The following is a 13,946-nucleotide window of genomic DNA, read 5'->3' as shown; positions in this document are numbered from 1 at the left end:
GTCATGAGTAGAAAAGCTTATGGTTATATAGCGTTGGTAGGCGCTTTTATTTTACTGCCTTTTTTAATGTACCAGATTAAAGATACTTATTTTCAAAACCCTTTCGATAAAAATCTGCATTTTGTCAATCCCTCTTTTATTACGGCGGATACGTCCCACAACATGTATATAATCGACCAGTCCATGAAGAGAATCGTGAAGACAACAGCCAACGGGGATGTGGTTTTTTCTATTGAAGGCGGCAATAGGGAGACAGGCAGTTTTTTTTATGCCAGTGAACTTGCTGTTGACCCGGCAGGCTATTTTTATGTTTTAAACCGGGTGCTGGATTCCGACGGGGCCTTTGTGGAAAAAGAGGAGATAATCCGGTTTAACTCAAAGGGTAAATATGCCGGCACAATATACAGCAGGGAATACCCCGAAGGCGGCAGACCCCTGCGGGAAGGCTGGATAAGTTCCCTGGAATGCCGTGACGGCAGCATCTACTGCTGTTTCAAGGGGCAGGGGGATGTGGAAATGTATACAATACCCCTGGACGGGAGCGGGAATGCAAAGGCAAAAAGAATCTTTTCCCTGGAAAATGCAAGGGTTATGCTGGTGGATGTCAAGTGTTCGGGACAGGAGGGCAAATGCGCCTATACCACCAAAAAGGGAGAAATATACACTGTGGACGGGAGCGGGAATTCCACCCTGCTTTATTCGGTGAGCGGCAGCGGAGAGGCGGGGGGAGCCTCTATTCCCTGGAAGTTAAATATGGACGGCGGGGAAAACCTGTGCTTTGCCGATTTGGGGGTAAGGAAAATACGCAGTATTGATGTCTCCTCCGGAGAAATCAGGGACCTGCTGTCCCCGGACATTCTGAAAAAACAGGGGTTTGAAGAAGAATGCCAGGCTTTTTACCAGTTTTACCATGGCGCGGACGGTTCACTTTTTACCATCAATAACGGCAGAATTATTTATCAGGGCGAAAACGGCGCCATAGTTTTCTACGGCGACAGCGCCGGTTATCCCGGGACGGTGGTGGCGGGGAGAATTTTGGCCTGGCTGCTGCCCCTGGCCTGGCTGTCTGTTGTGGTATTGATGCTCAGACGCCTATATATTGATGTGCTGAAAAGAAACTTTCCCAGAACCGCGGTTCAGATAGCTTTCATTTTTATTACCGTGACCCTTTCGGCGGGAATTGTTTCAGATATGCTTTTTAAAAGTTTTTTCACCCGTTACGAAAATAAAGTGCTGGATAATCTTGCACAAACGGTGCAGCTGGCGCCCTCGGTAATTGACGGCGATGCCATACAGAGGATTGATAATCTGGAGCAGTTCATGGGCTGGGATTATAACTCCGTAAGGAGACAGCTGTTTAAAATATTTAATGATAACCAGGACCCGTGGAACGCCGGGCAGTACGGCGCCTTGTACAAGGTGGCGGACAACAAGGTTTACGCCCTGATGTTCTATGACGACAGCATCGGCACTTATTACCCCATTGATTTTGATTATAAAAATTCGAAATACATGCCGGTTTATGACCGGGGTAAAATCATCACAATCAAGGAAAGCGACGCCGACGGCGACTGGATATACGCCCTGGGGCCCATTTATAATTCCCGGGGTGAAATCGTGGCCATGGTGGAGGTGGGCACGGACCTGTTCGGGTTTGTTGAAGAGAACAAAACCCTGGTCAAAAATATAGTTATAGACATGGCTACCATACTGGTGGTTTTAATATTCGTGCTCACCGAGCTGTCCATACTGGGGGGCATATTATCCGGGCGCAGGGCCGGCCCCGGGAAGGATACGGGGCCGGGAGCGCCGGGGCTTCCGGACGGGGGCGTGGATATAGTGCGCCCGCTGGGCTTTATAATGTTTACCGGAACCTTTATGTCGGTTTCCTTTATTCCGGTGCTGATGAAAGATTTGTACCAGCCGGTTTTGGGACTGCCGGAAAGCGTGGTGCTGGGACTGCCCATCTCGGCGGAAATGTTGTTCGTGGCGCTGTTTTCCGTATTGGCTGGCTATATGATTGACGCCAGGGGCTGGAAGCCGGCTTTTCTCACGGGCATGGTGGTGCTGGCGGCGGGCACGCTGCTGTCCGGCCTTACCCACAATCAGTTTGTGTTCATTTTTTCCAGGGCCGTGGTGGGTTCCGGTTTCGGCCTGGCCATAATAGCCCTGCAGACTTTTGCCATGTCCGGTTCCACCGAGGAGGAGAAAAATAAGGGAATCGCCTTTCTTACCTCCGGTGTCTTTTCCGGGATGAACGTGGGGGTCGTGGTGGGAGCGATGCTGGCCGAAAGGATGGGGTTTTCCAATGTGTTTTTCGCGGCATTTGGAATAATCGCCCTGGCAGGTATTTTTGCCTATAAAATGATTCCAAATTTAATTGTCTCCTCCCGGGAGGCTGTGGTGGAAAAGGTTTCCCTGGCCAAGGTGGGGCATTTTTTCAGCAACCTTAACGTGCTGGCCTTCTTTCTGCTGATTTTTATACCGGTTTCCATTTGCGGCATGTTTCTAATGTACTTTTTCCCGCTTTTCGCGGAAGAATCCGGCATATCGTCCTCCAACATAGGCCGCGCCTTTATGCTCAACGGACTGTGCATTATTTATCTGGGACCTTTTTTGACCAAATATATAGCCAAATACCTGGGTGCCATGAAGTCGGTGGTGGTTTACACCCTGCTGGTGGCCGGAGCCATGCTGCTGTTCGCCAACCAGGGGACGGTTACGGCCGCCTTTGTGGCCATAATAATACTGGGGATAGCCGACAGCTTCGGAATTGCCCTGCTTATAAACTACTTCGCGGGTCTCAGGGCTGCTTCCGAACTGGGCCAGGGCAAGGCAATGGGCTATTACAGCCTGGTGGAATACGTGGGCCAGATGCTTGGCCCCATAGCCCTGGGCTGGATGATGATTATGGGAGCGGAAAAGGGAGTGGGGATAGTGGGAATAGCCCTGTGCGCGGCATTACTGCTGTTCGTGCTGTTGTCCGGAAAGGAAAGAGCCGTCCGGTCCGGGGACAAAGACGGCATGGCGGCGTGACGGGATTGTGTGCTATTAATCTACCGGCTTTTTTGTTAATTCCCTGCGTATTGAATAGTCCAGGAAAAAATATGCCAATGTTTAGCCGGCAATCCCGTCATATTCCGGACAATATGAATTGGCGGCAACAATGTATTGTCATTAAAGCCGTTGGATCAAATAAATATAAACAGACATTTTGCTTTGTTCCTGCAGTTTATTGATCAAGGGCAGTAATTCGCGTTTTTTGGGGCTGTCTTTTAAGGGTGAAAGATATATCGTCCCTTTGCCCTGGGCGGCTACAGATGTGTCGCGAAGTAACGTTTTTAGGGATTGATAATGTTCATCGGACAATCCTTTTCCGATAAGAAAATTGGCAGTAACCTCAATATTTTTATAAGTGGCATTAATATCAAGCATCCTCTTGAAAGCTTCACAAACAGATGATTCATCCAGTGGTTTTCCAATGTATGCCAGAGTCGGCGTATCATTGGATTCCATCCCGATGTTGATGTAGGTATAAAAAGGGAGCTGATTCAGTTTTTCAAATAATCCATTTCCGGACTTAAGGAGCGAATGCACGCTCCCGAATAAAAAAAGCGAAGGTGTTATGTCCCCATACCTCCCAAGCCCGAAAGCGCTGTAGGCTTCAGAGGCGGAATCGCAAATCAGAGCTTCCCCGGCCGCAAGGGCATCATGATTGCCTAAGAAGAGCCCGCTATAGTTCTCAATGTTTCGGCCATAAAAAGCCTTTAATTCACCAATTTGTTTCATGATATTAAATCTGGAGCGCGGCTGAAAATTGCTCGCCGATTTAACACAACAGAAATTGCAGTGATAAAGGCATCCGTCCGCAATAATAAGCGGGATAATCTCATAGTCGACATGACGTGTGTCCGGAGGCAAAACCGACACCTTTTCACCAATGATCTGATTTAGCATCCGCGCTCTTTCGTACAGCACACCATCATGATTTTCTATGATGCGTTCTATCAATTCCTTAGCTTTTGTATATAGCCCGTCTCTGGTTGATACACATAGGTTGCTGTACAATTGAGCCCATGCGGCAATTGCATTCATAATCCTGGGATCCGACAAATAGTTGATCTCCCAGATTGAGTTGCTTGGATATGGAAGACAAGGCAAATAGTATTCTCCCAACCAAGAATTTATGCCATTGTTACCGCTACGATCACCGACGGTATAGTACACCCAGTCATTGCCGGCAGTTCGTTTTAACTGCTCCGCCGGATGAGGCCAGCTTGTATTAAGGCCTCTGATAAACTTAATTTCACCATTCAGATTGAACAGGAATTCGTATTCGGATGTAATTATCTCCGAGTACCTTCCGTATCGAAGCGGGAAACTCGCCTTTGAAATACGGGTGGGGCCTTGTTTTTCAACACTGATTGCAAGATTGTTAAGATGGAAAGGCTTCATATTTATACCCATTCCTTTCGCTTTGCCCAAGGCGCAAAACGGTAGGAAACGCCTTAAAGCCGTTGTCCCCGGGCTTGTTTTATATTAAACAGTATTGTTGGGAAATACAGGCATCTAAAAAACTAAACATTGCTGCAGGCTTTTGCTAAAAGTGAATTAATTATGAATGTTTTAACTCCCCGGGCGGGAGTTTTTTATTCTCAGGGCGGCTATACATGATAAATATATTCCAATAGTGTTAACGGCATCCCCAAAATAGTCGTCCTTAGCTCACCCTGTTGGCCAGTATCTCCCTGGAGTGCTTTAGAAAGGCTGAAAGGGCGGGTGAAATCCATTTATCCTTGTGATAAACAATCTGAGTATTCATATCAAAATCTGCGCCCTGCAATTGCAGGTCCGTCAGTTCGTTTCGGTTCAACTCCCCCTCTACGGCCATTCGTGGCAGCAATGTGATACCAAGCTGCTGGATAACACACTTTTTTATGGCTTCAATGCTATCGAACTCCAGAACTGTCCCCGGCTGAACCCCGGCTTTATACAAAACCTTTTCAAAGGCATCCCGGTAGCCGCAGCCTTCCTCGCATAAAATCAATGTCATTCCCTGAATATCCTGGATTGTTACTGGGATTTTTCCGGTAATAGGGTGGTGGGGGCTGGAAACCAGAGTCATTTGTTCAAATAAAAGTATTTCTGACACAATGTCGGGAAAGTTCATCTCACGCCCCAGGAAGAAGGCAACATCAATCTGGTTGTTTCTTAGTAAGGATGTTATTTCTTTTGGGTGGCATTTTTTTACGATCAATTCTACATTCAGATAGTGATTATGAAAATGGTGGATCAAAGGCGGCAGGCGAACGGCGGCTAGCGTTTCCGGCGACGCTATAATCATTGTTCCGCTGGGATTTAACAAATCTGATACCGCCTCTTTAGCATCGTAAGACAGATTTATAATTTTTTCAGCATATTTTATAAATCGTTGTCCTTTTTGTGTCAGGACCACTTGCCGGCCCAGTCTCTCAAAAAGCTTGATTCCCAGTTCGTTTTCCAGGGAACCCACCTGCCCTGTTATGCTTGATTGTGCATAATCCAATATTTCCGCAGCTTTGGTAAAGCTGCGTGTGCTTGCCACTGTGACAAATGCCTTTAATTGACGTGTATCCATTAATATCACTCCTACCTGCAAAATCGGAAAAACCAATTAATCCCATCGGAAATTCCGTGAAATTTATATTTATATATATGGTAATATTTCTTAAATAACTTGTCTATTACCATATAAAATAAATATTGTAAGGAGGGATAAGAGTGGAAGAAAAAATATACAATAAATTCGGACTTTGTCTTTTCGAGATCCTTAAGAATTGTAAACAATCTCCTGATAAAAAATTTTTTACTTATGAAGAGGAAAATGTCAAGAGCGAATTTCTTACTGGAGAAACACTTGTTCAAAAAACGGAAATCCTGGGCAGTATTCTGCAGCAACACGTAAAACCCCAGGGAAAAGCAATTCTGCTCCTTCCCCAAGGACTGGCATACATTTACGGTCTCACGGCCTGTTGGTATGCAAATATCGTGGCGATACCGTTTTCAGTTCACAGCAGGGTGCCCAAAGAGCAGGATATAGAAAATATCAGCCGCATTCTTAAGGATTCAAAAGCGGATTGCATTATAACGAACAGCAATTTTAAAGAATTTTTACATACAAAAGACGTTGCCGGTTTCGTTTCCATATTGAACGTTGATGAACTGCCGGATTGTTCCGGTGTTGTGGGCGCGAGGCTGCAGGGACCGGAAGACCTCGCCTTATTGTTATATACCTCGGGTTCCACGTCTCAGCCCAAAGGGGTTATGATAAATCATAGGACCTTAATGTATCAGGCCGCTTCACCTCGGTGGAGAGTAAATAGTAATAGTCGTGTTGTGGCATGGATATCGCAATCCCATGCTTTCGGCCTGAATTTTGCCATCCTGGGACCCCTATTGCACGGCGCCACCTGTGTGCTGCTATCACCAAGCAGTTTTCTGATGAACCCGGAATATTGGTTTCGAATGATTGATAAGTATAAAGCTACTCAAACCGGGGCCCCTAGCTTTGCTTTTGACTACTGTTGTTCTACAATAGACAGCTCGGCCGTTGAAAATATTTCGCTGCATTCCCTTCAAGCGATTGTATGTTCAGGAGAATTCATACGCAAGCAGACATACGAAAATTTCTTGGCAAAATTTGGAGCTTTGGGAATTGACGAGAGGATTTTTTGCCCTCTTTATGGACTTTCGGAATTATGTCCGGTTACCAGTAAAGCCCCGGGAGAATCTATCCGCTGTCTCTCTCTGGAGATTAACGGTTTAAAAGAAAATAAAATAAGGCACACAGACCTCGAAGATAGAAGATTTATAACCAGCTGTGGAGAGATCGAAGAGCCTAATAAAATAATAATTGTTAATCCGGAAACTTGTGAGCTTTGCGCACCGGATGAGATCGGTGAAATCTGGATCAAATCTCCCGCTAAAGCGTCGGGATATCTAAATCGTGAAAAGGAAACGGAAAGTACGTTTTGGGGTATCCTTAAAGATACAAAAGAGGAAGGATTCTTTCGATCGGGGGATCTTGGATTTATCGAAGATAACAATCTATACGTTGTCGGCCGTGAAAAGGAAGTTATTATTATCCATGGCAAGAATCATTATTCAGTTGATATTGAATCGACACTTAAAAAGCATCTCCCCGAGCTAACCTTGCCGGGCGCCGTATTCTCCTATGAAATAGATGACCAGGAAAGAGTAGTGGTATTTCAGGAAATCGATACATTAATTAGCGTAGACGAGTATAAAAAAATAACACAAAAAATGCTCGGAGCCGTATCTAAAATTCATGGGATTGAAATATACGAAATAGATTTGTTTAAAGAGGGAGACTTACCTCGTACAACCGGCGTTACGAAAGGCCAGAGAAAGGTTTGGCGCACTTTATATGCCAAACAGGAGTTGCGGCCAATCTTCAGGTATTGGCGTGGCAATTATGAGTTGCAGTCCCAGCCTAGGGAGCAAATTCCCCTTTCGGAAAATCAAAAAGGTTTTCATCCGGATTCCAGCGCTGAACTCGTCCAGAGAACGCGGCAGTACCTGGTGAAAATTTTCTCGGAGTTAATGGAAATATCCAGTAACCAGTTGGAATTGAACACTCCGCTGGAAAACTACGGCATCGATTCCTTGCTCATTACAAAACTCAATTTAAGAATCGCCAGGGATGTGGGCGATGTTTCGAAAACGCTGTTCTTTGAAGTCCGTACCCTGTCAGAGACCGCGTTATATCTGGTTGCGCACCATGCCCCCCGGTTGGAGGCCTTCTTCAGGGGGAGTGAAGTAGTGGAAGATTTTGCCTCCGCACCACCGGCTACATCCATGGCCTCATCCAGGCGCGATGGGGCAAATGTTCCGGGGGAGAGCGCGAAATATGATTATGGTGTTTGCGCCGATTTGGCACAGGGTGATGCGGAAATCGCAATCATCGGGCTAAGCGGCCGTTACCCGATGGCCAAAAATCCAGCTGAATTTTGGGACAACCTGGCGTTCGGAAGAGACTGCATCACTGAAATCCCCTCGGACAGATGGGATTACCGAAGAATTTATAACCCGGATATAAAAAAATCCGGGAGCAGTTATTGCAAGTGGGGAGGGTTTATCGAGGGCTTTGCCCAATTCGATCCCCTCTTTTTCAACATATCACCTAATGAGGCAGCCATGACCAATCCACAGGAGCGCCTCTTCCTGCAGATCGCCTGGGAAGTCATGGAAGACGCCGGATATACCCGAACTGCATTAAAGGAGAATTACCAGGGAAATGTCGGAGTATTCGTCGGAACCATGTATGCTGAGTACCAGTATTATGCGGTTGAGCGATCTTTGCGAGGAGAAAATATCGCTTTCAATACGTCTTATGGCTCCATTGCAAACCGTGTTTCCTATTTTCTTGATCTTAACGGTCCCAGTATGGCCATCGATACATTTTGCTCTTCATCCTTTACGGCGCTGCATCTGGCCGCCGAAAGCATCCGGAGAGGGGAATGCAAAATGGCTATTGTGGGCGGTGTAAACTTGAATCTTCATCCCAATAAATACCTCTGGATCTCCCAGTTGAAAATGGCTTCTGCTCAGGGATACTGCAAACCGTTCGGCAAAGGCGGCGACGGGTTCGTTCCCGGTGAGGGCGTTGGTGCGGTTCTACTCAAACCTTTGGATGTGGCCAGGGCGGATAATGACCATATTTACGCCGTAATCAAGTCCACAGCAATAAACCACAATGGAAAGACCAATGGGTACACAGTTCCAAGTCCTCAGCTGCAAGCCGATTTGATTCAGACCGCCCTTAAACGCGCCAGAATCGATACCCGCACCATTAGTTACGTCGAAGCACACGGCACTGGAACATCTCTGGGAGACCCCATTGAAATCGAGGGTCTAACCCGGGCCTTCAGGAAGCATACACAGGACCGTCAGTTTTGCGCAGTAGGATCAGTAAAATCAAACATCGGCCATCTGGAGGCCGCATCAGGGATTGCGGCACTGACCAAAGTACTGTTGCAAATGAAACATAAAAAGTTGGTACCTTCAATTCATACTGAAGAGTTAAATGAGAACATCAGGTTTGAGGATTCGCCTTTTTATGTGCAGAGAGAATTGGCGTCCTGGGAACGTCCCTTCGCGCAAGTAAATGGGGATCGCGTATTCTACCCCAGGAGAGCCGGCATTAGCTCCTTCGGCGCGGGTGGCGTCAACGCCCATATAATTATAGAGGAATATCAAAACCAGGCACCTGTCTCTGAAATTTGTCATCCAACCCCCCAGATCATCCTTCTCTCCGCCAAAAATGAAGCCCGCCTTACGGCCGGAGCTAATCAACTGTACGATTTTATTTGTAATAATGGCGACATTCGTTTGATTGACGTGGCTTATACCCTACAGGTGGGACGGGAGCCAATGGAAGAAAGACTGGCCTTATTGGCATCGGATTTAGAGGACCTGCGCAAAAAACTAAAAGCCTTCCGCCAGGGAAAGAAGGATATTGAGGACCTGTATTTGTGGAATTCCAGAAGTCATGTGGGCGATTATAGCTTTCTTCTTGAGGGGGCAGAGGGTGAGGCGTTTATTCGCCAGCTGATTCAAAACCGGAATCTCTTGAAACTTATCCAACTATGGGGAGCGGGGGTGCATATCGACTGGAAAGAGTTGCACTGGAATTGCCATCCCAGACGTGTTTCACTGCCAACTTATCCTTTTGAGACTAACCGCTACTGGCTCCCGGAAGTCGATAAAATCATTGCCAGCGATAAAAATAGAGCCAAATTACTTTTTGAACACGAAACCTTACCCAGGCTTTCGTCTGATTCTTCCCAGCCGGTAAAATCCCCGGAATCTTACCCGGACATTCAATATTATACAAGGGAATGGAAGGAAAAAACACCTGACAAGCTGGCTTCCAGAGAAATTGCAAATGAAAGGGACATTTTGATTTTCGGGGACGACGATGGTCTGTTCGACACGCTTCAGAGAAAGCTTTCCACATCAAGAATCGTCCGGGTGAAATCTGGCCGGTCATTTTGTTGTGAAAACGATGGCCTATTTCACATTGATCCTGCAAAACCGGAAGATTACGAAAGGTTATTCTCAGAACTTGAGAAATCAGGTATATCCCTAAGCAGCATTATCCATTACTGGTCGTCTGAGCGGTTCAACGGAAGTAATAAATCAGTTAAGCAGCAACTTACTCAGTCGGTTTATTCCATCTTTTGCATATGCCGCGCGCTATTTTCGCTTTCATTGGAAAAAGATGAAAAACGGGTCAGGCTGCTTTATGTATTTGAATCAGATCCCGATGGCGGACAGCCTTTCTATGAGGCTGTATGCGGTTTAGCCAGAAGTATTCAGCTGGAGACAACCAGGCTGAAGTTTCAAACCTTGGAGTTCGCTATCCCTAGAGATGCCTTAGGTACGCCAGTGGATGTATTGGCACAAGTCGTCTCTGAGAACCTGGGTTCCCCAGGAGAAGATTATAACGAACTGAAATATCTAAATGGAAAACTGCTCATTAGCGGATTGCGGGAGTGGACGCCAGGCTCGCTGAAAACCGGTGAGCGCAGTGAGTTCATTCCGTTCAGGGAAAATGGTCTTTACCTGGTGACAGGAGGCGCTGGCGGACTTGGGCTCATTTTCTCCCGCTATCTGATTCAGGAGCACCGGGCAAAAGTTGTGTTGGTGGGGCGCTCCGAAAAGAATTCTGCGATACTCGAAAAGCTGAACCGGATTGATCCGCACCAGGGCCAGGCAGTTTACTACCGTGCGGACATTTCCAGAGAAGAACAGGTTGAATCCCTTATCTCCGATATTAAAGCCCAATATGGAGAAATAAATGGCGTGTTTCATTGCGCCGGGGTAATTAAGGACGCCCTTGTTTACCGCAAAGGACTGGAGAATGTAAATGAAATCCTTGCACCCAAGGTTCAGGGGACTATCTATTTGGATAAATTCCTTTGGAAGGAAAATCTGGACTTTTTTATCCTGTTTTCTTCCGCAATCTCCCAATTAGGGAACATTGGACAGAGCGATTATGCCTATGCCAATAGTTTTTTAGACTCTTTTGCCAAATGGCGGGAATGGATGCGAAGCCAAGGGCGGCGACACGGACAAACGGTTTCCATCGGTTGGCCATTATGGGAGAACGGCGGGATCGCTGTGGATGAAAACTCCAGACTTCGCTTCAAACGGGCTTGGGGGATGTCGCCCCTCAGTACCGAAGACGGACTAAAGGCAGGGGAGACCATCATCAGGGAAGGTCTCTCCCAGGTGATGGTAATGGCCGGAGACAGCGCAAAGTTCCGTCAGTCACTGCCCTTGGCCGCAGTTCAACAGACCGGGCAGGAAATGACATCAAAAAAGCCGTTTTTGGCAACAGGCGAGAAAGAGACGGTTACACCCGCACCTTTTGATTTAAACGAAATAAACCAATTCCTGCGAGAGCAGGTCTCGGTGATTACCGGGATTGCTCTGGAGGAAGTAGATGATGAGGCGGAGTTCTGGGATATCGGCATCGACTCGATCCTAGCCATGCAAATACTCGAAGCCATTGCGGATAGATTTGGATTAAGACTTTATCCCACAGAGTTGCTGCGTTATAACACTATCAAAACACTGAGTGCATACACAGGGCAGGAGCTGGTCCGAAGCAAGGTAAACGAAGTGGCTGTCAGTAAAAGCGCAACCCCACGTCTATGCTTTATTCTGAGTACGCCGAGAGCAGGTTCGACATTACTTCGGGTTATGCTAATGGGACATTCACGTATATTCGCTCCTCCTGAACTACATTTATTACATTTTGATTCGCTGGGTGAACGAAAGAAAAACCTAACGCAATCCAATCAGGCTTTTCTTAGAGAAGGGCTGATCGAAACCATAAAAGTTTTGGAAGACATCGACACGGGGAAAGCCCTGGAAATAATGGAAGAACTGGAAAATAAGGACGTATCAATAGCGGAAACCTACCGCTATTTGACGGGCAAGGTGGGCGATCGGATCCTGGTGGACAAGTCCCCCACTTACGGTGAGCACTTGGACACCTTAAGAAAAGCGGAGACAATGGGATTTAAGCCTTTCTACATTTTTCTGGTTAGACACCCTCTCTCCATGATGGCATCCTTTGTGAACAACCGGTTCGATCGAATGCTGAATATCCGGGAAGAGCCGTGGCAATACTCGAAGCAACTTTGGGTGAAAATCAATGCGAATATCATCAGGTTTCTTACTGATATTCCAAATGACCGAAAAATGTTAATCCGGTTTGAGGATTTGGTCAGCGCATCCGAACAGACAATGAGAGAAATATGTAACAGGCTTGATTTGAGTTTTGAGAACGAGATGCTCAAACCTTATCAGGGTGAACGGATGACCCATGGGCTTCACCAACAGTCAATCACAATCGGCGATCCCGGATTTCTCAGGCACAAAGCCATTATGCCTGAACTGGCCGACGCCTGGAAATCTCACGCCAACAGACTAAAAGAATTGGAACTTGCAACGATTAAGTTGGCCCGGGAACTGGGCTACACTTTGGAGGCGGATGATTCCGGCGGCGCGGAGTTGCCGCTCTCACCAGCCCAGCAGTCCATCTTTAATCGTTTGGGGCCGCATCCCCACTGGGGGGTTGTGGAGCACTTGCGCATCAGGTTAAATGAACCGCTGGATTTGGCCCGGTTCAACGAGAGTCTGAAAAAGGTGGTTAAAAAGCATTCCGTATTGTCATACTCGTTTATTGAAAGAAATAAGACGTTCATTCAGTGTGCGCGGGAATCCGCCGAACTTTGCTTGGATTACAGGGAGCTCAGTTCGTGTGCCGCGGAAGATATAGGAACACGTTTGAAAGAAGCTGAATCTGAATTGATCGGGCGCCTGAGAATTGAAACAGCGCCTTTGATGGCAATCTGTGCCGCAGCCTTGGGTAATAATGAATATGCGGTGGTGGCGGTTTTTCACATGTTGATCGCGGACGGGCGGACGTGTGAAATCATTTTAGAGGATATATTCCGGTACTACTACGATTCCAAGGCCACAGTTTTACCTGTCGATACCAGGTTTGCAGATTATATGGCATGTATCGAAAAGATGAAAAAAGATCATGTGGAGGATAATTATTTGCAACTGTGGTTGGATGAGGTTAAAGGTGGTACAACAAGAATACCCTATGATTACAACGAAAAATCCATAAAAGGTGAGCCGGTGGAAATATACTACGAAACCTTTACCTTTGAAGAATTACTGATTAACAATCAGGTTGGTAAAGGAAAGGTGTTTCTTTACTTCTCAGTTGGTCTCTATCGTTATCTTTCGACGTTGACCGGCCAAATGAGGCCAATTATCACCCACCGTTTTCACCGCAGGAATTTAGCGGAAATAGGATCTTATTTTGATGTGGCCGGACGCTTTGCCGGTGATGTTCCGCTACGTTTGACGGTTTCTCCCAAGGGTTCCACGAAGACCCTGATAAGTAGTTTTCAGAAACGGTATAGTGAAATTCCACATCAAGGGCTGACATATGAAATACTCGCCAACGACGGCAAGGTACCGACCGCGGCAGAGTCGGCGCCGATTTTACTGAATTTTCAATACGGTTATCCGCGTATACCTTTAATGACTAAATGTAAATGGCATCAATACGAAGATGCTTCCGACGCACAGCCCTATGACATAGATTTGATTGTGAGAGTGCGTATGGACTCGATTAGAGTAATTGTCAAATATCCGGGTAAACGCTATAAGCACCAAACCATTGAAAAACACTTGAGATCCTGGATCGCCACCGTAAGGGATATTATTGCGGAAGATACTAATTATACAGTGCCCGATATGTTCGCGGATAATAGTTAGTTAAGCTTTTTTTCCAGGCACATATAATAAAATCCTCAAACATGAGTGACGCAAGGCAGTACAGGAGCTGTGAGGGG

At 46.6% G+C, this 13,946-nt stretch carries 4 protein-coding genes; 2 read left to right on the top strand and 2 right to left on the bottom strand.

Annotated features, from left to right (window positions below; translation table 11 throughout):
* The first annotated feature begins 3 nt into the window (after nt 1–3).
* Nucleotides 4–3,036, top strand: coding sequence for an MFS transporter (locus tag DCCM_RS13865; protein ID WP_104372979.1), 3,033 nt, complete (start codon nt 4–6; stop codon nt 3,034–3,036).
* A gap of 141 nt (nt 3,037–3,177) precedes the next feature.
* Here the strand turns inward: DCCM_RS13865 and DCCM_RS13860 are convergent, their stop codons facing one another.
* Nucleotides 3,178–4,455 carry a radical SAM protein gene (locus tag DCCM_RS13860; RefSeq protein ID WP_104372978.1) on the bottom strand — a complete coding sequence of 426 codons (1,278 nt, stop codon included), beginning with the start codon at nt 4,453–4,455 and terminating at the stop codon, nt 3,178–3,180.
* 265 nt (nt 4,456–4,720) lie between these two features.
* Nucleotides 4,721–5,617: a LysR family transcriptional regulator gene (locus DCCM_RS13855; RefSeq protein WP_104372977.1), complete on the bottom strand. Its 897-nt coding sequence runs from the start codon at nt 5,615–5,617 to the stop codon at nt 4,721–4,723.
* A gap of 143 nt (nt 5,618–5,760) precedes the next feature.
* Between DCCM_RS13855 and DCCM_RS13850 the strand changes: the two genes are divergently transcribed.
* Nucleotides 5,761–13,869 (top strand): SDR family NAD(P)-dependent oxidoreductase, encoded by an 8,109-nt coding sequence (locus tag DCCM_RS13850; protein WP_104372976.1) that lies wholly within the window; start codon nt 5,761–5,763, stop codon nt 13,867–13,869.
* The last annotated feature ends 77 nt before the right edge of the window (nt 13,870–13,946 follow it).

The sequence above is a fragment of the Desulfocucumis palustris genome, from assembly GCF_002933875.1.
Taxonomy (GTDB): Bacteria; Bacillota; Desulfotomaculia; order Desulfotomaculales; family Desulfocucumaceae; genus Desulfocucumis; species Desulfocucumis palustris.
This window is presented reverse-complemented; position numbering and strand designations above follow the sequence as displayed.

Excerpts from the sequence above, each read along its gene's own strand:
- DCCM_RS13865 (WP_104372979.1), top strand. The coding sequence starts at position 4 with ATGAGTAGAAAAGCTTATGGTTATATAGCGTTGGTAGGCGCTTTTATT.
- DCCM_RS13860 (WP_104372978.1), bottom strand. The coding sequence starts at position 4,455 with ATGAAGCCTTTCCATCTTAACAATCTTGCAATCAGTGTTGAAAAACAA.
- DCCM_RS13855 (WP_104372977.1), bottom strand. The coding sequence starts at position 5,617 with ATGGATACACGTCAATTAAAGGCATTTGTCACAGTGGCAAGCACACGC.